Source organism: Ruegeria sp. YTSC325, assembly GCF_059609525.1.
The window spans coordinates 1-21,318 of record NZ_JBXWLY010000022.1 but is presented as its reverse complement, the minus strand read 5'-3'; the positions used below and the strand labels follow the sequence as shown (position 1 = coordinate 21,318).

Annotated in this window: 23 protein-coding genes and 2 pseudogenes; 14 read left to right on the top strand and 11 right to left on the bottom strand. The window is 53.7% G+C overall.

Annotation, left to right across the window (positions count from 1 at the left end; translation table 11 throughout):
* Nucleotides 1-21: 21 nt before the first annotated feature.
* Nucleotides 22-249, top strand: a pseudogene (locus tag AC2FF7_RS21140) (integrase core domain-containing protein); the annotation flags it as partial.
* A 191-nt stretch (nt 250-440) separates the two neighbouring features.
* Here the strand turns inward: AC2FF7_RS21140 and AC2FF7_RS21135 are convergent.
* From AC2FF7_RS21135 to AC2FF7_RS21125, 3 genes and pseudogenes are all read right to left on the bottom strand, one after another.
* Nucleotides 441-743, bottom strand: a complete 303-nt coding sequence (locus AC2FF7_RS21135) for a hypothetical protein (RefSeq protein WP_480868148.1) — start codon at nt 741-743, stop codon at nt 441-443.
* Nucleotides 744-804: 61 nt separating this feature from the next.
* Complete coding sequence (locus AC2FF7_RS21130; protein ID WP_496906285.1) at nt 805-2,265, bottom strand: catalase; 1,461 nt, start codon at nt 2,263-2,265, stop codon at nt 805-807.
* A 221-nt stretch (nt 2,266-2,486) separates the two neighbouring features.
* Nucleotides 2,487-2,762: pseudogene (locus AC2FF7_RS21125) on the bottom strand (DDE-type integrase/transposase/recombinase); the annotation flags it as partial.
* A gap of 333 nt (nt 2,763-3,095) precedes the next feature.
* On the opposite strand from AC2FF7_RS21125, the gene AC2FF7_RS21120 reads away from it, so the two are divergent.
* A complete protein-coding gene (locus AC2FF7_RS21120) occupies nt 3,096-3,743 on the top strand; it encodes a glycine-rich domain-containing protein (RefSeq protein WP_480868146.1) in 648 nt (215 codons plus the stop codon).
* Between the two features lie 484 nt (nt 3,744-4,227).
* On the opposite strand, the gene AC2FF7_RS21115 is transcribed toward AC2FF7_RS21120, so the two are convergent.
* The 6 genes from AC2FF7_RS21115 to AC2FF7_RS21090 form a co-directional block, all read right to left on the bottom strand.
* The gene (locus tag AC2FF7_RS21115; protein WP_496906284.1) at nt 4,228-4,662 is read right to left on the bottom strand and encodes a c-type cytochrome; all 435 of its coding nucleotides are present in this window, start codon (nt 4,660-4,662) and stop codon (nt 4,228-4,230) included.
* Nucleotides 4,663-4,673: 11 nt separating this feature from the next.
* Nucleotides 4,674-5,540: a CopD family protein gene (locus AC2FF7_RS21110; RefSeq protein ID WP_496906283.1), complete on the bottom strand. Its 867-nt coding sequence runs from the start codon at nt 5,538-5,540 to the stop codon at nt 4,674-4,676.
* 2 nt (nt 5,541-5,542) lie between these two features.
* Nucleotides 5,543-5,884: a copper resistance CopC family protein gene (locus AC2FF7_RS21105; protein ID WP_496906282.1), complete on the bottom strand. Its 342-nt coding sequence runs from the start codon at nt 5,882-5,884 to the stop codon at nt 5,543-5,545.
* A 10-nt stretch (nt 5,885-5,894) separates the two neighbouring features.
* Complete coding sequence (locus AC2FF7_RS21100; protein ID WP_496906281.1) at nt 5,895-6,326, bottom strand: c-type cytochrome; 432 nt, start codon at nt 6,324-6,326, stop codon at nt 5,895-5,897.
* A gap of 1,222 nt (nt 6,327-7,548) precedes the next feature.
* A complete protein-coding gene (locus tag AC2FF7_RS21095) occupies nt 7,549-8,109 on the bottom strand; it encodes a recombinase family protein (RefSeq protein ID WP_496906280.1) in 561 nt (186 codons plus the stop codon).
* Nucleotides 8,110-8,481: 372 nt separating this feature from the next.
* Complete coding sequence (locus AC2FF7_RS21090; RefSeq protein WP_496748815.1) at nt 8,482-9,435, bottom strand: SDR family oxidoreductase; 954 nt, start codon at nt 9,433-9,435, stop codon at nt 8,482-8,484.
* A 161-nt stretch (nt 9,436-9,596) separates the two neighbouring features.
* Here AC2FF7_RS21090 and AC2FF7_RS21085 point away from each other — a divergent pair, with 161 nt between their 5' ends.
* The 5 genes from AC2FF7_RS21085 (at nt 9,597) to AC2FF7_RS21065 (ending at nt 13,022) form a co-directional block, all read left to right on the top strand.
* Nucleotides 9,597-10,478, top strand: a complete 882-nt coding sequence (locus AC2FF7_RS21085) for an AraC family transcriptional regulator (RefSeq protein ID WP_496906279.1) — start codon at nt 9,597-9,599, stop codon at nt 10,476-10,478.
* Between the two features lie 681 nt (nt 10,479-11,159).
* Entirely contained in the window at nt 11,160-11,327 is a 168-nt protein-coding gene (locus tag AC2FF7_RS21080) for a hypothetical protein (RefSeq protein ID WP_353394991.1), read from the top strand.
* Nucleotides 11,320-11,511 carry a hypothetical protein gene (locus AC2FF7_RS21075; protein WP_496906278.1) on the top strand — a complete coding sequence of 64 codons (192 nt, stop codon included), beginning with the start codon at nt 11,320-11,322 and terminating at the stop codon, nt 11,509-11,511. The genes AC2FF7_RS21080 and AC2FF7_RS21075 overlap by 8 nt, the downstream gene beginning before the upstream one ends.
* A 36-nt stretch (nt 11,512-11,547) precedes the next feature.
* Nucleotides 11,548-12,852, top strand: coding sequence for a DUF6538 domain-containing protein (locus tag AC2FF7_RS21070; protein WP_496906277.1), 1,305 nt, complete (start codon nt 11,548-11,550; stop codon nt 12,850-12,852).
* Nucleotides 12,849-13,022 (top strand): hypothetical protein, encoded by a 174-nt coding sequence (locus AC2FF7_RS21065; RefSeq protein ID WP_496906276.1) that lies wholly within the window; start codon nt 12,849-12,851, stop codon nt 13,020-13,022. The genes AC2FF7_RS21070 and AC2FF7_RS21065 overlap by 4 nt, the downstream gene beginning before the upstream one ends.
* 154 nt (nt 13,023-13,176) lie before the next feature.
* On the opposite strand, the gene AC2FF7_RS21060 is transcribed toward AC2FF7_RS21065, so the two are convergent.
* Nucleotides 13,177-13,593 carry a MerR family transcriptional regulator gene (locus tag AC2FF7_RS21060; RefSeq protein WP_170527087.1) on the bottom strand — a complete coding sequence of 139 codons (417 nt, stop codon included), beginning with the start codon at nt 13,591-13,593 and terminating at the stop codon, nt 13,177-13,179.
* Between the two features lie 73 nt (nt 13,594-13,666).
* On the opposite strand from AC2FF7_RS21060, the gene AC2FF7_RS21055 reads away from it, so the two are divergent.
* From AC2FF7_RS21055 to AC2FF7_RS21045, 3 genes are all read left to right on the top strand, one after another.
* Nucleotides 13,667-14,296 carry a cation efflux transmembrane domain-containing protein gene (locus AC2FF7_RS21055; RefSeq protein ID WP_496906275.1) on the top strand — a complete coding sequence of 210 codons (630 nt, stop codon included), beginning with the start codon at nt 13,667-13,669 and terminating at the stop codon, nt 14,294-14,296.
* Between the two features lie 74 nt (nt 14,297-14,370).
* Nucleotides 14,371-14,838, top strand: a complete 468-nt coding sequence (locus AC2FF7_RS21050) for a DUF411 domain-containing protein (RefSeq protein WP_170527091.1) — start codon at nt 14,371-14,373, stop codon at nt 14,836-14,838.
* Between the two features lie 161 nt (nt 14,839-14,999).
* Entirely contained in the window at nt 15,000-15,422 is a 423-nt protein-coding gene (locus AC2FF7_RS21045) for a c-type cytochrome (RefSeq protein WP_170527093.1), read from the top strand.
* Nucleotides 15,423-15,859: 437 nt separating this feature from the next.
* Here the strand turns inward: AC2FF7_RS21045 and AC2FF7_RS21040 are convergent, their stop codons facing one another.
* A complete protein-coding gene (locus tag AC2FF7_RS21040) occupies nt 15,860-16,867 on the bottom strand; it encodes a helix-turn-helix domain-containing protein (RefSeq protein WP_496906274.1) in 1,008 nt (335 codons plus the stop codon).
* Between the two features lie 132 nt (nt 16,868-16,999).
* On the opposite strand from AC2FF7_RS21040, the gene AC2FF7_RS21035 reads away from it, so the two are divergent.
* From AC2FF7_RS21035 to AC2FF7_RS21020, 4 genes are all read left to right on the top strand, one after another.
* Entirely contained in the window at nt 17,000-18,397 is a 1,398-nt protein-coding gene (locus AC2FF7_RS21035) for an amidohydrolase family protein (RefSeq protein ID WP_170337131.1), read from the top strand.
* 26 nt (nt 18,398-18,423) lie between these two features.
* Nucleotides 18,424-19,188 carry a DUF3299 domain-containing protein gene (locus AC2FF7_RS21030; protein ID WP_170337125.1) on the top strand — a complete coding sequence of 255 codons (765 nt, stop codon included), beginning with the start codon at nt 18,424-18,426 and terminating at the stop codon, nt 19,186-19,188.
* Nucleotides 19,185-20,363: a carbohydrate porin gene (locus tag AC2FF7_RS21025; RefSeq protein ID WP_170337128.1), complete on the top strand. Its 1,179-nt coding sequence runs from the start codon at nt 19,185-19,187 to the stop codon at nt 20,361-20,363. Before AC2FF7_RS21030 ends, AC2FF7_RS21025 begins: the two co-directional genes overlap by 4 nt.
* 114 nt (nt 20,364-20,477) lie before the next feature.
* Nucleotides 20,478-20,858, top strand: coding sequence for a hypothetical protein (locus tag AC2FF7_RS21020; protein ID WP_170337130.1), 381 nt, complete (start codon nt 20,478-20,480; stop codon nt 20,856-20,858).
* Nucleotides 20,859-21,318: the final 460 nt, after the last annotated feature.

Genomic DNA, 21,318 nt, shown 5'->3' with positions numbered 1-21,318 from the left:
AAACACCTGCTGACGGAGGTCCGCTTCCTCGATAACATCTTTGTCGAGCGGCTCTGGTGGTCGTTGAAATACGAATGCGTCTACCTGCACGTCTGAGAGACCGGATCAGATGCAAAAGCGGGCGTTAAGAAATGGATCGTGTTCCACAAGCGAAAGCGTCCTCATCCCGCTCTTGGCGGTAAGCCACCAGCCGTGGTCTATTGGCTGCGAAAAGAAAAAACAAACCGATCAGCAGGAGCAAAAAAGTAGCTTAATCTACGCCGCAGACTGTCCAGTAATTGGGGGGAAGCTCACAGTTCTGCGATGCGGTAAGCAAGAATTTGTGTGCACAATGTGTGTCAAGTCTCGGACGAAAGCCCGAGGAGCATGTCAGCAGAGCGGTCCGCAGCAACTAGAAAGACTAGCTGACGGACACAATTAGCTCTGCCCTCCAGTCGCGCCTACAAGGTTTTCTTATAGAATTCAGTGTAGTCAGCATCGAACACGGGTTTCTCAACTGGTAGATTCAAAGCCGCGCGCAATTTGTTGGCAATATGGCGTCGCGACCAGTTGACGGCAGCAAGTCCCGAGCCATGATCGCTTTCAAGCTCCTCAATCAGAGTTGCAACTTGATGGTACAAGTCATCCTGCGGCGTATCAAACGCTAGCGCGGCTGCCGGGACAGCTGCGGTTACGGTCATTCCGGACCCCGCTGCCAAAAGGGTGCGGCGGTTTATTGAAAGACGGTCGTGAGAGTTTGTCATAGAGAAAGTCCTGAAATTGTGAAAAAGCCCGACCGCGTAGCGCACGCCGGGCCGGGTGTCGTTACAGGTCTGCAACATCGCCGAGATTGATCCCCAACGCGTCCGCGATGCCCTGCGCATAGGCCGGATCGGCCCTATGACAGTTACGGATGTGACGGTGCTTGATCTCGATACGAGCCGGAGCGATGGCTCGCGCTGTGTTGTCAAACAGCTGTTGTTTCTGATCTGCAGTCATCAATTGAAACAAGGCACGGGGTTGCGAGTAGTAGTCTTCATCCTCGCGATGGTTCCAGTGATCGGCCTGACCCTCAAGCGACAAGGGCGGTTCGGAAAAATCGGGCTGTTCTTGCCACTCTCCGAACATGTTCGGTTCATAACCCAGAGTAGACCCATAGTTGCCGTCGACCCGCATCGCGCCATCGCGGTGATAAGAATGGAAAGGACAACGCGGCGCGTTGACCGGAATTTGCGAATGGTTCACGCCCAGCCGGTAGCGAGCTGCGTCACCATAGGAAAACAGCCTCCCCTGCAACATTTTATCCGGTGAGAAACCGATGCCTGGTACTACGCTGGAGGGCGCGAATGAGGCCTGCTCAACCTCCGCATAATAGTTTTCGGGGTTCCGGTTCAGCTCGAACTCACCAACTTCGATCAGAGGATAGTCCGCCTTGGGCCAGATTTTGGTCAGATCGAACGGGTTGATGTGATAGCTGCCCGCTTCTTTCTCGGGCATGATTTGCACAAACATTGTCCACTTCGGAAAATTGCCCTGCTCGATGTTGTCATACAAGTTACGCTGATGGCTTTCACGGTCTGCAGCGACGATTTCAGCTGCATCGGCATCGGTCAGGTTCTTAATCCCTTGCGCGCTTTTGAAGTGGAACTTGACCCAGAAGCGTTCGTTGTCTGCATTGATCAGGCTGAATGTGTGGCTACCAAAACCGTCCATGTGCCGATAGGTTGCGGGTAGGCCACGATCCGACATCACAATGGTGACCTGATGCAGGGCTTCAGGTAGGTTAGTCCAAAAATCCCAGTTGTTGTCTGCACTACGCATGTTTGTGCGCGGGTCTCGTTTGACCGCGTGGTTAAGGTCGGGAAATTTCAGCGGATCGCGCAAAAAGAAGACCGGGGTGTTGTTGCCGACGAGATCCCAATTGCCTTCGTCAGTATAGAATTTCATGGCAAAGCCACGAATGTCTCGTTCAGCATCTGCCGCTCCGCGCTCACCCGCTACGGTTGAAAATCGAACGAACATCTCTGTCTCCTTTCCGATTTTGGAAAAGATGTTGGCGCGAGTGAATTTAGTGATGTCATGGGTTACCTTGAACGTTCCGTACGCTCCGGAACCTTTGGCGTGCATGCGGCGTTCCGGAATCACTTCGCGGTCAAAATGCGCCATTTTTTCAAGGAACCATACATCCTGCAGCAACGCGGGGCCGCGACGACCTGCTGTGATGATGTTTTGGTTGTCAGGGACCGGGGCCCCGAATGCGGTGGTTAACTTAGGTTTCTTAGCCATTCACTTTCTCCTCTATTTGTGAGTCGAAGCTATCGTCAGGGGAAATTTTGTGAACCGGGCTAAATTCAACTTATGGTCGCATTTTAAACACGTGTTAGGGATCAAATTGTGTAAAAATATTTTTGAATAAAAGTCCAAAATGTAGCTTACTTACAAGCTGACGAAGGGGACTGTTGCATTAATCTATTTGGTCTGGATTTGCGCGGGCGAGCGTCGATGAACTACGCGGCTTCGAATAGCTTTGCGATGAACTGGAGCTCTCCAAGAATGCCTGATCGTTTGTGACGAATGTGGCCTTGTTTGAGGGTCTCCAGGCCGCTTAGGGTCGCTTTGGCCGTTCGCAATGAGCGAAAGCTTTGGCGGTATCCAAACAGTCTTTTCATGGCGGCATGATAACTCTCGATCAGATTGTTTCGCCACTTTCGGTCGATGTGCCGAATGCCGTCAAAATGCGGATCATAACGATGATTGATTTCGCGAACGACACGCCGATACTTTCCACCTTGGTGTGGACAAAGCCGCGTGAGGCTGTCCTGACGCTTTGGATGGTTATGATTTCAGCGGGACAAACGTTTCCATGTTAAGCGAGTCATCTGTTTCGTCTGCCGCTCACACACCTACGATCGGAGCTGAACTGACGGGTTGCGATGCTAGCAAAGACCCTGAGAAGGACACCGTTCCCTCAAGGGCAACTGGAGTTTACACGGCGGGGTCTTCCGGGCTTCTGGTAGCGGCAATGTCCGCGCAGCCCGAGAGAACCAGCGTGTCACATACTTGTCATATTTGTGCGATAGCCAAAAACTGAAAAAGAGAAAACACAGGAGGCTCCGATGACCTCTCTCAATATTCAGCTATGGGAGCTGATTAAGACGCACAAGATGCCTGATGATGCTGCAGGCAAACCGTTCATTGAACAACTGATGGACGAATACCGCATCTCTCTCGATACCGCCAAAGTAGCGATCGCCGAATATCAAAAATTCATGTATCTTTGTGCTACACGGCACGAGCGTAATGTGCCCTCGAAGGCGGTGGATTTGGTGTGGCATTTGCATATGCAGCACAGTCGCGACTATTGGGATGTCTTTTGCAAGAAGCTGGGCAAGCCCGTGCACCACAATCCTGGTAGCCTGGGCGCGCAACATCTGGATGACTACAAGGCCACCGTCAAAGCCTATTCGGCCCTGTTCGGAGCGCCCCCAAAAGGGATCTGGAGACAAAAAGGCAGGCTTGGAACTTTTCTGATGTTGATCTTCTTGGCGGTGTTCATTGGCATCGGCGGTAGCTCCATCGTGCAAAGTGACAATCTACTATTTGGAGTTCTTTGGCTGACTGTACCGGTCGTTTGTTTTGTGATCGCCCTCAACAGCCTGACGTCGACAAGTGAACTCACGCTGATATTTGAAAGCGGCGACCCGTTTGCCGACGACGATGCAGGTGATTGTGGTTCGGGCGATGGGGGTGGTTGCGGCGATTGAGCCGTAAGTCGTGCATGCTGGTTACGGTTGCTCAGGGTCGTAGCACGCTCAAAGAATGACAAACTCGCCCTTGATCGGTTTAACCTAAAATCCCGATCCGATCCGCGAGGCCGCAAATCATGCGCAGAACGACCAGCGCAAGATTGACAAAAAATCTCAAATAGCAAACCTGCAACGATGCGATCCCAGCCAATTGATACAGCCGGGCCGATAGCGGGTGATGAAAATCGTGTGCCAGGTGCGACACGCCGCGTCAGCCTGAAAATGGAAGAAACACGCAGATTTATGGAAGAACTAAGGAGGATTTTCCAGTTAGGTTTTGGTGGAGTCTAGGGGAAACGCCGCCGAACGCCTAATGCACTGATAGCAAACACTATTGTAGTGTGTTGGTTTGCAGTGTGTCTCACCATAGTGTCACACCTAGAAGTGCACAACCTGTTGCGTTGAACTGTGTATGTCCAAACACACAACAGACCACTGTCTCCTATTGGTGCGGAAGGTTGCGGCCGGCCTGCATTTGCTGAACATCGTCGGGCCAAGTGGAGCGTATGTAGGCCAGCACTTCCCATATGTCTTCGTCAGCCAGGGTGCCTTCAAAGCCGGGCATGCCACTGTTGAAGTCTTTAATACCGCGTGCTGCCAATGCGTCTGCACCGCCCAGTTTGGTGTACTCGAACAGTAGCTGGTTATCATGGTGCCATGTGTGCCCAGTCACGTCATGTGGGGGTGCAGGCAAAACTCCGTCATCGTTGGGTGTCTGCCAGTTGGGTTGACCTTCCAGATTTACTCCGTGGCATGAGGCACAGTGTTCGGCATAGAGTTCCTGCCCATTTGCTAAGTCGCTGTCCATCAATTCATGATCTGCAGCGATGCTTGTACCAATGCTGCAAATAGCCAATGCACATAGGTGTCTGTTCATCTCTACCTCCCTCAATTCGGAAGCGTTAGTACGCTCGTGAGTGTCGCCGTTATCGCCAGCACCACCAATACGATTATTGCTTCAACCTCGATGGATCGGGCGAGGTGTCGCGCTGCCTTAGCCTCTCCACGTTGCATAGCCGGAACAAATCGGAGCTTGTTTGCAGCGGCGAGGATCATCAGCAACGCCACAAGAAACACTTTGAGCAACAGAGCCCGCCCGTAGCCAGTAAACAAGAGCCCTTGGAGATTGCCGACAAGTAACCAAGCAATCCATAGGCCCGCACCGATTAAAGTCGGCACAACCAATGCAGCAGTTTGCCCAAACCTATGACCCAGTTCAGCAGCATCTGTCAGGTGTTCAGGCATGAGAGCCATACTCCGCAGCGGGCTAAAGATGCCCACCCAGAAGGCTACACATAGCAGGTGCAACAGGAGCAAGAGTTGAACGCCAATACTCTCTAGTTCGGGCACGTGCCCGATCTGTGCAAAGGACCACAATGCCACTGTTCCACCCAACAGTGCGATCCGTAGACCAACGTGAGGAACAGACAGTCCCACAAGGATCAACACTGCGCCTACAAGGCGATAAACAAGGACGTCACCCACGGATGTCTGCCAGAGTAGGCCAAGCATCTCTGGATCGACCATGCCGTCAACTCCGCCTGTTAAGGCGGCTCCACGGAGCATGAAGCCAATTACTGTTGCGGCGAGAGCAAGGCACGCTAAGGCCCTAGCTTGGCGCTTCATTACTCGGTGTATCGGTGCGACAAAGCCGGAATAGAAGCAGCTAACAATCATAAGCCCGGTGGAGCCCGCAAAGCCGATGTAGAGCCCCAGCTTTGCGAAGACTGCGGCAATACCCCAAATATCTGGCATGCTCATTCCACGGTAAAGGAAAACTCGCCCTGCATCGCATGGCCGTCTTCACCTAAGCCTCGCCATTCAATGACATAGGTGCCCGTTCCATTGCTCGGCAGTGGGATCGTGAACTCCTGACCAAAACTTGTCTGCTCGCCCAAATCTAGGCTTACTGCCGAATGCTCTTCATGGGCCATCTCTATCCGTGTCAGCCGGATGTCCTTAGAGAAGTTGAGACCAATTTCAGCGGGCACAGTGGTTATTGTGGCTCCATCGGGAGGGGCTGTTTCTTCGACCTTGGAATGCGCCAGCACGCCGCTGGGAAGAGCAACCATGAGTGCGAGCGTTATGATCTTTTTCATGGTCCTGTCCTCAATTTATCCCGTTGGCACGTTGAATTTCACGAATGTACGCGATCACCATAGCAACGTCACCTCGCGTCAGACCTTCTACTGGTGGCATGTCTCCAAACTGCCAATGGTGGCTTCTTACACCTTGTGAAACCGCCCGCTGAAAGGCTTCATCGGCATGGTGGCTGGGTTCGTATATTTTGTGGATCAGAGGCGGTCCTGCGCCTTCTACACCGACCGCATTGACGCCGTGGCAGGAGGCGCAGGAGACCTCAAAGACACGCTGGCCGATTGCGGCATTACCCTCTATGGGCGGCATCTGAATTGCGACCATAGCATCGCCTTCAAGTGTCCCTTGTGGTGCGGCCTCTTCGATTGAACTAGGGCGAAGACTTAGGAAAGCGGCGATAGCTGCGACAGCGCATAAGCCGATTAGTAAGTGACTTTTTTTCATGTGTTGATCCTGACATTTTGGAAGCTGGTAGTGCTGCGGCACATCGCGAAAAGCCGCACGTGCTGATCGCTTGCGTCCGCAAGGATTTACGCTGCTTCAAAGGTCAGGGGGCCTGTAAAGGCTATCTGGTTCATTCAGTTTGGCTTGCGCTTCAATCTGGAACTCTGGGTCATTATCACTTTGACCCTGCGCGGCTTCGCAGTTCTGGAGGAGCAATACGACTGCTTGGCAGATAAAGGGATTGCATTCTTCGGTTCCAGAACTCTCCTGGTCATGATGATGACTGAGAGCCGAGATGTCCCCGCTGCTCTTCGCCACTGCTGAGTGTTCAGCAGGTCGCATATGGTCCTCGCAGTGAAGGCCGACGCAACCGTTTGATAGCGCGTGAGCAACGCCGCCAAGGCTGGTCAGGATGACCAGAACGCCAACAAATAGCACAAGTGAATATCGCCGGATGACCATGGCGCTGGACGCTACTGCACGGGAGCGCCCGTGACAACGCCATACAGTTAATCTACCGATAGAAGGTCTCTCACTTGTGGTCCCCAGTGTATTGAACAAATTAGTGTCGGTAGTGCTGTTATGTACCCGGTGCAATCTCTCAGGCTTGGTTATGAGACTGCATGCACTAGTGTGTCTTCGACTGCAGGACTTAACCGGGCACAGTTATAAAATATTTAAAAACAAATAGATAAGCCAATATCCGGCGCTTTGTATACACACAGCACAGCAAACTATCGGTTAACTAGGCTAACCCTATTTGGAAAATAACAGGTGATTTGCACTGCATATAATACCTAGCAGAATACTAAGCTGTATTATTAACAGCATATGTATATACATCTATAGTGATATAATTTAGCAGCTATCCAGAGCCATGATATGTATATACAGATTATATACTATTTGAATGAGTTAAGATGATTAACTGAGTATGTAATATAAGTACATACTAAGTATATACCAATCCGGCATTGGTTCACATCTTGTATTGATCCTAATTATAAACCAGCGGGGCAGACAGATCAGGTGACTGACACAATTCGCATTCAATCAACTGCATCTATCTGCCGTTTTATTGCTCAATTGACGGAGGGCTTTACCAGTTTCAGCACAAATGCACGCATGATTGCAAAGAAGATAGATGACCCGGCACCAGCGTACGTCTGTTCAGGTTCAGATTGGCACCTGTCCAGCCCACCAATATCTAAGGTAGTAGCGGTCAGTTTTGGTCTGCATTGAGTATCCGGTACACCGATGCGCGGCTGATACCGAGGTCTTGAGCGATCTTGGTAGCGCCGATGCCTTCACCTGCCAGAACAAGCACCTCGTCCGACTTTGCCAAAGCGGTTGGTTTGCGCCCTTTGTACTTTCCGGCAGCTTTGGCCTTGGCAATTCCTTCACGCTGACGTTCCAGCATAATCTCACGCTCAAATTCGGCCACGCTTCCCAACAGGTTCAACATCAGCTTGCCTTGGGCAGCGGAAGTGTCGAGACTTAACCCCAATATCGTTAGGTGCGCCCCAACGGCGTCAAGCTGACTGCGGATTTCCATCAGGTGGGCCATAGAGCGCGCCAGACGGTCCAGTTTGGTGACGACTAGGTGATCACCCTCTCGGATGAAGTTAAGCGCCTCTGTGAGCTTCTCACGCGCTCTCACATCCACTGAGGATACCTGTTCGGTGAATACCTTCTCGCAACCGGCCTCCTCAAGTTCCCGTAGTTGTGCATCAAGCCCAGCCGTTTGATCCAAAGTGGAAGTCCTAGCATAGCCAACAAGCATGATCTGATCCGTCTCGCAAAGTCTAAGATATTGAGATGCATACCGTCTCAAAAGGCAAAGTCAACATCTGTGAGACAGAATTTGAGTGTGCGCCAGTTGTGTCGCTGGGGCAGGGCCTTGTGAAACAGCAATACTAAACAAAAGGGCCAGGACGTATGCTGACTACCCCATGGGGGAACTCAGCCTGTCCAGAACTATAGATACGAGCTCGAAAAAATTCGCCAAAAAATCACAGTAAGTTCGGCCTAAGCAGCGGACATTGAAGCTGTATGCCGCGAATAACCGCCCTGAGCCCATCCCGCCCGATGCCGCACATCGCACCCATGCCCGCTTTCCGGGCCGGTGCACTGGCAGTCAACTTCTATGAATTTGTCAGAGTTTCCACTCGAACCCAACGGCTTTTTCGGACACCCCCCAGAGGCGCGACATGACAACCTTGTCATGGGCGTGAGCGTTTAGTGTCCCTTTGCCGACCGGACCGACCGCTTCCATGCGGCCCGTCGGACCGTAGAGGGCGCGCTGCTCCGTCAATGCCCCTTCGGTAGCGCACATGACTTCGGGGTATGAGCCTTGTTCTGCGGTCTGGACCATCGGCGTTTTGGTCATCAGCCACCAGATGAAACGCATCGTGCGGCTGCCGCTTGTTGTGATCAGAGACGTCGCCGATGAGCCGGGATGGCAGACGAAGACTTCAACATCTTTGCGCCCCACAGCGGCCAGACGTTCCTGCAATGCGTAGGCAAACATCATCTGCGCCAGTTTGCTTTGCGAATATGCGGTATTAGCGCCATAACCCTCATTCCAATTCATATCGTCGAATTTGATGGTCTTGAACCCAAGGTTGTAGCCAAGGCTCGCGACGACCACGATCCGGCCTTTGCTTTCCGCGATGCGATCAAAAAGCAGGCCATTCAGTAGAAAATGTCCGTAGTGGTTGGTGCCAAGTTGACTTTCGAACCCGTCGACGGTCAGCTTGCGCGTCGGCACCTGCGCGATGGCCGCGTTGTTGATCAGTGCGTCGATGCGGGGCACAGTCTTCAGGACCTCTTTGGCCGCCTCGCGCACGCTGGCCAGAACAGACAGGTCCATGCGGATGAAGCTAACATCAGCTTTCGCACCGAGTTCCTGTTTTAGGTCCGCGATTGCCGCCTCAGATTTCTCGGCTGAGCGGTTCAGCATCACCACCTTAGCGTTCTTCTTCAGGAGAATGCGCGCGGCTTGAAAGCCTGCGCCCGCGTTAGCGCCAGTTATGATGTAGGTCTTACCATACTGGTCGCCGAGGCGCGCGGGTGTCCAACCTTTGGGTCCGAATGTCGTATCTACCATTTTCTGTCTCCTGCCAGCCCAAACCGGCGGATTGAAGTGCTGTTGTTTGAAAGCATAGATAGAACCTGACTTGGCACGCAAACAGACGATATCCTCTCGATTACTTGCCCAATCGTTTCAACTCCATTGCAAAGATGAAAGTCCTCTGCCAGCTAGAGTGCATGAGCAGAGCACAGATCAAAAACCTTATCGAGCGCCGTCTGCCAGAGGCAGGCCTCGTCGATACCGTGTTGAAAGGCGTTCAGCTTTTCCGGGTGACCGAGGCTGTGCCCTGCATGCCTGCTGTCTACCAGCCAACGGTGGTGGCTATTCTCAGTGGCACCAAGGAAGCTGTTCTTGACGGTGAGCACCATGTCTATGGCAGCGACAAATACCTGCTGTGCCCCATGACGTTACCAGTGGAGGCGGGCACGCCAAAGGCGTCCGAAGAAGATCCTCTGCTCGGTGTGGTGATTGCGCTGGAGCCACGGATGATGCGGGAGCTTACAATGGAAATTGAGACTGCCGCTGCTGGCAACAAACAATCGCGGGATTGCGCGCCATCGGCTTTAGCTTTGGCGTCCTGGGATGTTGGTTTCACGCAGGCTCTGCTGCGGCTTATCGAGTTGCTCGACAATCCGGTTGATCTGGAGGTGCTCGGACAGGGGCGTATGCGAGAGTTTTGTTACGCGGTGCTCATGGGCGAGGCCGGGGCCGCCGCAAGGAGGGCCTTTGGCGTCGGCAACGAAATTGCGCGCATCATCGACTACCTCTCGAACCACCAGAACAAGCAGGTCACTATCGACGACATGGCCAACCATGTCGGCATGAGCCGCGCGGTACTCCATTGGCGGTTCAAAGAAGCCACGACAATGTCCCCGATACAGTTCGTGAAATCCATGCGTCTGAACTACGCCGCCATGAAAATCGCGGAAGGGAAGACCGTGTCGGAGGCGGCGGGGGATGTAGGCTACCAAAGCTCCTCTCAGTTTAGCCGCGATTTCAAAAGGATGTACGGCCAATCGCCCCGGCAATGGAGCAACGCGGTGCAGGTGCCAGAATGATTGACCTAAAGTGCACCCGATAGCTCAATTCTGGCGAATGTTCGATTTGAGTGGTGCAAAAGTCACTGGGCGTGCAGCACCGAATGACGGGTTTGTCCGCAGAGCTGTCATTCAGCCCGCCTTCAACCAACGTCCGCTTTGAAGAAAGTAAGAAAACAAAGCGAGAGGCGGGTGCCCGGCAACTCCTTACGCTAGGCCCTCTCGGCTCCACCGAGCCTTTATCTGGCAGGGGTTATGCTTGTTCTCGGCGTCCTGATGAGCCCGTGCATGACAGCTTGGGCATAGTGCAATCGCGATGAAAGTTTTCTTGCCCGTTGAGATGTCGGAGCAAAGTTCCTCACCGCAGATCTCGAGCAACTCCCCGCGCCACATTAACTCTTTGGTGGTGATGCCACATTGCTGGCACTGCGCCTCTTCAAGAGCACACCTGACTTCCTCAACCGAGACTATCCGTTGATAGTTGCATGCAGTATCGGCCATTTTCCTACCCCGCGAAATCGTTGACAACTCAACCCTGTACAATGGACCTGCTCTGGCCTCACCCAGTATTCGCCTTGGGAGACTCAGGCTAACGCAGGTGTCGGGCGCATACAAGCCAGCGGGCATTACTCACTCCTGCCCCCCAGAAAACCGAGCAACCTCCTGCATCTAAATAAAGAAGCAACTGCAGGAGTTTGATCCATGAAGTACCTGTCTGCCCTCGGCGTTCTCGTCGGGGGTTTTCTTTTGCACCCACCGCCCAAGGCTGTCCTGACGACGATGATCTGGGTGGTCTCTCGGTCCCACCCCGCTGTCTCAGCTCTGGTTCTGCTGGCGGTCCTCTGGACGTGGAAGTCCGACAATGACTGAGCTGGAGCTGAACCCCGGTGACGTCGTGGTCGTTCGCGCCGTTGATGATGTCCCTGAGCATCTGTTCCGCGTGGAAGAGGTATTCGAAGACTGCGTGACCGGCTTTGCTGTAACCGGCCCTCTGGCTGGGTCCTACGGCGAACCGGCTCTCGAGATGATCGTCAGACTCGTCTCAACCAACTGATCCCATCCCACATTCCAAATCTGAAAGGAGGAGACCATGTCTGCTCACATTCGCTATGCCTATCTGAAAGGCCATACGTGGTTGTTCAGACGTAACTATCCCGTTGACGTGGCTCTCGCGCTGGGCGCTCGGGCGCTGAAGCAGAGCCTCAAGACCAGTGACCGCAACACTGCCCGCGTCCGAGCCGCTGAGGTCAATGCCCGGTTCGAAACGCTGGTTGAACAGGTTCGATCCCAAGCTGAAGAAGCTCTGTCTGCCCCCGAGAGCACCGCTGAAGCTCCTGATTGGGTCGACCAGCCAGAGTCGTCTCTCGTCCGTCTCCGGGCCACTCTGGAGGACTCTGGATGCAATCTGGAGCGGTCTAAGTTCGCCAGACCAACAGCACCGGTGAAGGTGCCAGTTCGAGACCTGAGCCGGGCCTATCTGAACAAGCGGAGTAACGAGCTACGACCCAGCGGGTTCAAATCGGTCCGATATTCAGTCGGGTTATTCGCTAGTCGATACGGTGACCAATCGGTTTGCAGCCTGACCAGAGTGGAAGGGCGAGAGTTCCTGTCCGCAATTGCCCAACTGTCCCCGATGATCGGCAAGTCGGAGCGGACCCGTGGGCTGACCCTGGACCAACTGGTTGCGTACTCGTCCCGGGGGTCGGTGACAATAACCGCCAGAACCCAGCGGCGGATCTGGTCTCAGGTCAATCACTTCCTCGACTGGGTGGTCTATGAGGGGCATCTGGAACAGAACCCCTTTCGAACCGTTCTCTTCGATCGCAAGGTAAGCCCTCAACCTTATGCCGTTCCGACCGACGATGAAGTCGTGCGATTGCTAGGAGCCAACGACCGGGAGTTACATCCTGTTCTGCTGACCTGTCTGCTGTCAGGAATGCGAGTAGGGGAAGCGGTCGGGCTGCTCCGGGAAGACCTCGTGACCAAGGGCAACCTCGGGTGCTTCGTTCATGTCAGACCAAACGAACTGCGACTGCTGAAGACCGACGCTGCGGAGAGACTGGTTCCGGTTCATCCGGTGCTGGATGAGACCTTCCGGCAACTTCCGTCGTCTGGCCCTCTGTTTCCTGATCTGACCGTAGCGCATGTCACCAAGGGGTTCGCGAGACTGAGACATAGGCTGGACTTGGAGCGACCGGGTCTGGTGTTTCACTCGACTCGAAAGTGGTTTGTGACCCAGTGCGAACGAACAGGTGTTCCCGAACATTTCACGGCCTCTCTGGTTGGTCACCAATCTGCACGGTCGGAGAACGGGATCACCTACGGGATTTATTCGGCTGGCATCAGCGACGAGCAGCGGCGGTCGATCGTTGACCAGATCCAACTGCCGACATGACCTTCCCCGACATTGATGCGTTCGAGGAGCGAGCTGCTATCGCTGAGTTCGATGGCGGGTGCACCCGTAAAGCTGCGGAAGATCTGGCTGCTCGTGCTCAGGGGTTTCGTGATGCGGAATCCTACTGGCAATTGCTGGCTGACTACGTCGTCAACCGAAGACCACCCTGACAACTATCCCTCGGCGGCCCTTAGCGGGTTGCCGGGGGATCTGCGCTTTGTTTTCTTTTTTGTCAAAGTGGACATTCGCTTCAAGTTAAACGAACGACTGCTTTGCGGGACAAAACAGTCTTTCGCTGCGACTAGAGCAATGTCCGCTCATAGATTAGTGATCGTGGTGACAGAGTTTATGATCGGCAAGAGACGCGAGTACATAGCAGTTCTCTGACACACCCTCGTCATCACAGCCCTTCGAAATCCGAACCAGCTCTTTTTCAAGAGCCCGTAGTCGTTTGATCTTTGCTCTTACTTCGGAAAGTTGTGAGACGGCGATGTCCGTCGCAGCTTGGCATGAACGATCCGGGTGGCCTTGGAGCACAATCAATTCGGAGATCGCTTCAATCGAGAAACCAAGATCACGTGCATGCTTGATGAAACTGAGACGCTCCAGCCCTGCCATATCATAGCGCCGTTGGTTGCCTTCGGTGCGTTCTGGTGCGGTAAGCAGGCCCATTTCCTCATAGTAGCGGATAGTCGTAACTTTGACCTTCGTGCGCTTGGAAAGCTCCCCGATAGAAAACATGAAAATACCTCTTGAACCTCTAGTAACTAGAGACACTACACTATGGTCACGACAGATACAAAAGGGCTTCCCAATGTCAGCATGTTGCGGACACAACGCCAAATTCGACGGCGTATCAGACGACTACAAAAGGCGGCTGTGGATTGTCATTGCTCTGAACGCGGCGATGTTCGTCGTCGAGATGACGGCCGGTCACTACGCAAAGTCTCAGGCGCTTCAGGCCGACGCTCTAGACTTACTTGGGGATGCTTTGACCTATGGTATCTCGCTCGCAGTGATCGGGGCTTCAATCCGTGCGCGCACCAATGCGGCTCTGGCCAAAGGGGTGAGCTTGCTGCTGATGGGTCTTTGGGTGTTCGGATCGACCGTGTACCGGGTGTTCTATGTCGGAGTGCCGGAGGCCGAGATCATGGGCATCGTTGGCTTTTTCGCCCTTATGACCAATCTCGCAAGTGTTCTCTTGCTCGTTCGTTACAAGGACGGCGATGCAAATGTGCGCTCTGTCTGGCTATGTTCGCGTAATGACGCCATTGGCAATGTGGCCGTTATGTTCGCGGCATTGGGCGTCTGGGGCACAGCTAGCGGTTGGCCTGACCTGATTGTTGCGGCGGTCATGGCAACGCTGTTTCTTTCCTCTGCTTTCCAGATCGTGCGCCAAGCGCTCGCCGAGCGCCGGGAAGTTGGCGAACATCAGCATGTTTGACGTGGGTCATGACCTTTGATCTCGAATGATGCGAATTTGACTCAATTGAGTTGGAAATACAAAGGACTCTCACTATGGACCTGAAACGCCGCCAAGTACTGACTTACGCCGCTGGCTTTGCCAGCACAGTACCATTTGCCGCGTTTGCGCAAGACACGCCTTCCATCCATGTTCTCAAGGATCCGAACTGCGGCTGTTGCCAGGTTTGGATCGACATCCTACGGCAAGAAGGCTTTCGCGTTACCGAGGAGCGCAGCTTTGGAACACAGCTTGTCCGCCACAAATTGGACAACGGCATTCCCGAAGAAATGATGTCCTGCCACACAGGCGAGATCGATGGCTATATGATCGAGGGGCATGTGCCGGTTGCCGACATTCGTCGTCTGCTGGAGGAGCAACCCAATGCTGTTGGACTTGCTGTTCCTGGCATGCCCTACGGTTCCCCTGGGATGGGGCCGGAAGATCGTCGTGAGGCCTACGACGTGTTTTTGATCCTCAAGGACGGTAGCACCGAGGTGTTCAACAGTTACGAAGCGGCCTGAGGCGACGTTCATCGAGCGGAAACAGTAAGGAGGAGAAGATGACGAAGCTTGGATTACGCACTCTTGCCTTGAGCGTTCTGTCTATCACCATTGCTACAGTGGGTTGCGCACAACAACAACGAGGAGATTGGTGGGGTCACGGGCCAATGGGATCTAACCACATGAGGTCTGAGCACATGCGTGGTTGGGGGCACGGCAATATGGGGCCTGGCCAGCAGCAGCGCATGCAACGACATTGGACGTATATGAACGAGGACGTGCCCGCAGCTTACCGCGGGGCGCGGAGCACCATTCGTGCAACGCCCGAGAACGTTTCAGAGGGCAAGACGCTATACACGGAAAACTGCGCAAGCTGTCATGGAGCTAAGGGCTTGGGCGATGGTGAAGCCGGACGTTCGCTCGTGCCCTCTCCCGCTCTCCTACGGTGGTTCGTTCAGATGCCGATGTCGGGGGACGAGTACCTTCTTTGGGCAATCTCCGAGGGCGGCGAACGCTTCGGAACAGACATGCCAGCCTTCAAGGAAGCGCTGAGCCAAGAAGACATTTGGAAGATCATCGTTTACATGCGTGCGGAGTTCCCTTGATCTGTCGTCAATCCGCTGTTTTTTGGTGAGTGTTTTTGCTGTCGATACTGTGACGACAATTCGCAGCAGGCATAAAGCTGACAATGCACCGTTCCAGTAAGTTTAGCGGAAGCAGACATATATGTAAGTGGCAGCACGAGCAGGTTAGGGCTCGAAGCAGAAATTCGTCGTAGGTCCCTCGAACGACCACTATGCGGACAATACTGTCACTCGCCTGTTGAGGGTGGATGACTACAGGGCAGCCCGAAGCGGACCTTCGCAACCAAGCTTTGCTAACTCCGAAATACACAACGAAACGGCCAGTTGCAGAGGTTGTATCGGCGGTGGCAACCAACCATTCATGTCGTCGACTAACCTGTTCAACGTCGCACTACAACTTCTCCGAACTGATCCCACGAGGACCTAATCTTCGAAGCGTTCATTTGGCTCGACCACATTTACTTGCTTCGGAACTTGGTCGGTGTCATTCCGGTCTGACCTCGGAAAAAGCGAGTGAAATGGGACTTGTCAGAATAGCCGAGCATCAGTCCGATCTCTGCAATTGTCATCTGGTTTTGTTTGAGGTGCTCCTTGGCGAAATCGATACGCAGCCGTTTGATTTCGCGCGGTAGCGTTGTGCCTTGTTTTTGAAGCGCTTTCAGAAACCGTTCCGGTTGTATTCCCAGCATTCCAGCCACCATCTCTGGTCCCAAATCGGTTTCATCCAGTTTGTCGCGTAAGACAGATCGCAAAGCTGCCACCACGGTTACTTCTTCATCTTGTCGAAGTGATGCTATGGGCTTGGCAGAACCCTCAGAGACGTGGTGCAAAAACAACCATTCCACAGGAAAACTAATTTGCATTCCGGGATCAGTCCCAAGGCCAACCTCGATCCCTTTGTAGTCGATAGGCAGCCCATTGATGTATCTGCTTTCCCATCGCACACGGGAAGAGTCCCAGGACTCTCCGACGACGGTCTGCAATAGGCGTACATAGATTGCGGCACCAAAACCGGTCACCTGAATGGGTGGGACGGTTGGTTCCTGTTGCCTCTCGATACGATAAGTCGCTTTGTCTGCTTCAATGACAAGGCTGTGCCGCACAGAATTGGACTCCTGCGGCACGAGCTCAACAAAGCGGGTAAAAAACTCGAACAGCGTTTTTGTAGATTGCAAGGCTTGAGCGAAGGGCGGCCATCCTTGTAGGTCAAACGCTTCCCCTACATTCAGTCCTAGGTATCGATCCCCTGATACTTCTGAGAAAGCATTTACCAAGCCGTAAACCAACTCGGAGTGAACGAACACGGATGGGTTAGTCATCAGTTCAGCTTTCAAGCCGACCTGATCCAATGCTGGTTGCGGATTGATCTTACGTTCGGTGAGATATTGCAGAAAGGGAGCGGCTAAAGAGAGGCGAACAAAGCCCTCGCTATGCTCTCGGGAGGTGGAGTTGAAAGGCAAGCTCATAACCCTTGTTGGATTAGCTTTAAGAAGTGGCCATTTTTGCAGTCACATTCGTACATCCTAATTCAAAAGGGGCAACCGAGCCAATGAATTCCAGACTATAGTTGGCAAAACATGAATATGAAGGGAGTACTTATGTCCGGCTTACGAATGTCTCTTTGCTCGACGGCAATTGTCGCGGCAGTTCTTTCTTTTTCGGCGACCGCGCAGGCTCAGGATCAAGAAGAACCCCAAACGCTGTTTACCAACGTGCATGTCTTCGACGGTGTGAATGAGCAACGCATTGAAAATGCCAGTGTTCTGGTCGAGGGCAATCTGATCAAGTCCGTCTCAACCGATGCCATTGATGCGCCGAGCGCGACGGTTATCGACGGCGGTGGGCGCACTCTGACACCGGGCTTTATAGAGAATCACGCGCACCTGATGCTCATGGGGCCATCGATTGCCGAGATGGAAACCAACTCGACCTGGGAGGATTTCGCCATCCACGGGACCCGGATGGCCGAAATGTACCTGATGCAGGGTTTCACGACCGTTCGCGATGCCGGGGGCGCTGGCGGCGGGCTGCGGCGCGCAATTGACGCCGGCCAGATCGTCGGCCCCCGCTTTTATCCTTCCGGGGCATTTCTCGGAACACGTGGTGGTCACGCCGATTTCGCATCCTTCACATCTCCGCCGGGTGGGGTGACCAACTTTGGGACTCTGAATATGGCCCAACAGGTCAACGGTGTTGACGAAATTTACATGTATGGCCGCAACAACCTGCGCATGGGTGCCACGCAATTGAAGTTCATGCAATCAGGTGGGGTGATTTCGGCATTCGATCCATGGCAGTTGCTCGCCGGTTCGAAAGAAGAGATCGAGGCCGCTGTTCAGGTTGCCAACGAGTACGGCACCTATGTCATGGCACATTCCTACCGCAAAGAAGCGATCATCAATGCCCTGAATGCAGGGGTCAGAACCATTGAACACGGATTTCACTTTGACTGCGAGATTTCTGCTTTGATGAAAGAAAAAGGAGCGTACATCACGACGAACATCACAGCATTTGATCCAGGCCTACTTGATGTTCCTTCCGTGAAAAACAACCCCAACAGTTTGAGGAAGGCCAAATCGGCCTCGGCGACCTTCGAAGCCTACATTCCAAGTATGAAGGAATGCCCGGCGCCGCGCGGTTTCCAAACCGATTGCGTCGGCTCGGTCGAAGCGTGCAACATCCAGATCGCCTACGAGAAACATCTGAATAACCATTTCTTCGGCCCCTATGCGTCGATGGTAACCCTAACTTCGGTAGGTGGCGAGATCGCGGCACTTAGCGGTGATTTCATGAACCCCTATCCGGAAGGCAAACTGGGTGTGATCGAAGAAGGCGCCTATGCCGACATCCTGCTGATAGACGGCAACCCCCTCGAAGACTTCTCTGTCGTTGGAACAGGCGATCAGTGGTTCGGTGCGGACCCGAGGCCGGACAGCCCGGAAACAATCCGCCTGATCATGAAGGACGGTGTGATCTACAAAAACACACTGGATTGACCAGATAAAGCAGCCGGAGAGCATTCATGCGAAATTGGTTTTGCTCCGCAGTATTCGCAGGGTTGGTTTTGTGCGGTTATGATGCTGCGGCGACGCCTGGAACCGCGTTGGACTGGGCAGATCTGCCAGATCCGTCTGCGCAGGTCTTTGATGACCCCTATCGTGAACTCAGCCCCGAACAGTTCGACGATGTTCTTTTCGTTGTGCGTATACGCGGCAGGTTGCAGCAGGAGGTTGGCAGCGCCGAAGAACGGCAGAAATGGCAATTGCTTTTAGCAGAGACCGAAGACGCCTTGGTGTCAGACGGAATTGACGTCGACTGGTTACTCGATCAGCGCGAGGTTGTGACTGAACGTCGAAGAAAGGCTGGAACGAGCGGAAACCCGCAATTCGACGGCAGAACAATCACACTCGCGGGCTTTGCCATTCCTGCTCCAAGCGATCCGGACGGCCGGCCTGTGGCGTATTTGGTGCCAGAAAGAGGGATGTGCAGCCACATGCCTCCACCTCCGCCTAACCAGATGATCCGTGTGCGGTTGAACGGGGACTGGGCGCCTAGCTATTTCCACGAACCCGTTCGGCTGACAGGCACGCTGACTATCGATCCTTCCGTTCATAATATGATGGTTGTGGATGGCCTCATGCCTATGAATGCGACTTTCCAGCTAGAGGCGGAACGTGTCGAAACTCTGGAAACCGAGGCAGACAGGTTGGAATGGAAGCAGCGTGCTGCTGATCGCATCCGCGCGGCAGGAAATCGCAAGACCGGTGGGGCACAGGCGTCAAAATGATAAGACTTCTGGTTGCCGCATTGAGCATTGCATTTGCTGGCGCAGCGTCGGCTCAGGGACTATCCGGGCCATCTTCAGTCGAAGCCGATCTTGCGCCCGGAGACGGGCTCACCGATCCGCAATATCGTTCCGATTTTCCACGCAACATCGCACCGGGTTGGTTTCAGTGGAAAGACCGACTGGCTGAGGGTGGTTTTCGGTTCAACATTGACTACCTGGCATTGGGCCAAACCACGGATGCTGATCTGGGAACCGGCGAAGCAGCCAGCGGAATTGCGCGGTTCTACGGCAGTTGGCAGGCAACTGAACGGGGGTCTCTGACATTCAAGATCGAAGACAGGCACAGTTATACTGACGTTGCTCCGCAATTTCTCGGGCTGGATGGCGGAGCCCTTTCAATCACGGGAACAGCCTTCAATGACAACGGTTTGCTTCTGACCAATTTGTTCTGGACCCAAAGGGCTGAGAATGGGTCGTGGGCGCTGCAAGTCGGCCAGATTGATGTAACGGACTTTGTGGATATCTACGGGTTGGTAAGCCCCTACAGTGGTTTTCAAAACCTGTCTTTCAATACCAACCCGACAATCAACACGCCCAACCAAGGCCTTGGTATTGCCGGTGGGGTAAAGCTGAGCGAGAACCTCTACGCCGTTGCCAGCGTATCAGACGCAAACGCCGACCCGTCCGATCCAAACTTTGATGTGTTTAGCGACGGCAATCTCTTCAAGTCGCTCGAACTTGGGTACACGTCCGGCTTTGATCGCATCTACTTCGACAATATCCATCTGACCCTCTGGCATGCGGATGCGGCTGACGATGGCAGTCGAGCAGAAGATTACGGCGCAGCGTTTTCCGCCGCATGGTTTGTTGACAATAAATGGATGCCGTTCTTCCGTGCAGGGGCCTCGAAGGGAACCGCAGCGCTTTATGAACGGTCGATTTCTGCCGGTCTCGGTTACTATGGTCGCAACACCGATTTGGCCGGTCTGGGCCTAAACTGGGCCGAAGCAAGAGGCATAGATGGCGATCAGTTCACGCTTGAAGCTTTCTACCGCTTTTCAATCTCACCCGGACTGCAGATCACGCCATCGGTACAATTCATTTCCGACCCGCTTCTAAATCCCGATCAGGACCGGATTACCCTGTTCGGTCTAAGAACCCGGATCGTTTTCTAATGCGGGGTGAAGGCAGTCACTAAGGGGTGTGCCAAAGGGCAACTAAGAGAGATCAAGCGCGTGCCGGAATTTTCAACGCCGGTCGAATGAAGTTGGGAAGCAAAGGAACAATCTATGAAGATTGCATACGGAATTCTTGCAGCCTTAGCAGTTGTGTTTTTCATCCTTGGAGGCAGCGATGCCCATGCCAAAGACAACAAGGGTAAAAAGCCGAACAAGGGGGGCAAGAACGGTGATGTCAGCATTCAGATAGAAGACAAACCCGGCAAAGGCCCAAAAGCTGTACCACCTGGACAGATCAAGCGCTACACGCGCGGTGCCAAGCTCCCATCTGACCTGGAGTTCGAGGATATTGGGGACCTTTCCAAATGGAAGCTTGGGGAGCCGGGCAAAGGAAACCGCTACATTCTGGTCGATGACGAAGTCCTCGAAGTTACGAATGACCTGTCTACCGTGGTCGATGCCGTCGGCATCGTCGGTGATCTTCTAAATTAGGCGAAAGTACGATGTTTCAGGGCAAGAACTACCTCGTTTGCCCTGACGCTGGCCGGGGCGATCATTTGTGAACCCCGGCCCAAGTTCAAAACCCGGATCCGAGGCGCTACGATGATAAAGGCCCTTCTTGTTCTTTTTGCGCTTGCTACCTTTTCGTCAGCACGCGCCCTACTCGCTCAGGAAAACGGTGCAACTGAAGTCCCGCAAACAATACGCTTTGAGGGCTATGTATAGCCCAGTCGCGAAGCAGAACTGTCGCCTTTGGTGGACAATGTGGTCAACCGGACTTTGCAAAGTCTGCTTTCTGCGCAATGCTACAATTGGGGCATCGAGCAGCATCGGTCAAAGTGGGCTCTCACCAGTCGTTCGCTGCATCACGCCTTAACGTCCGCTCCGCCCCAACCCGCCAGCACCAGCAACCAGCCTTCAGCCCCCGGAACGACTCGTCAGCGGTCGTCTC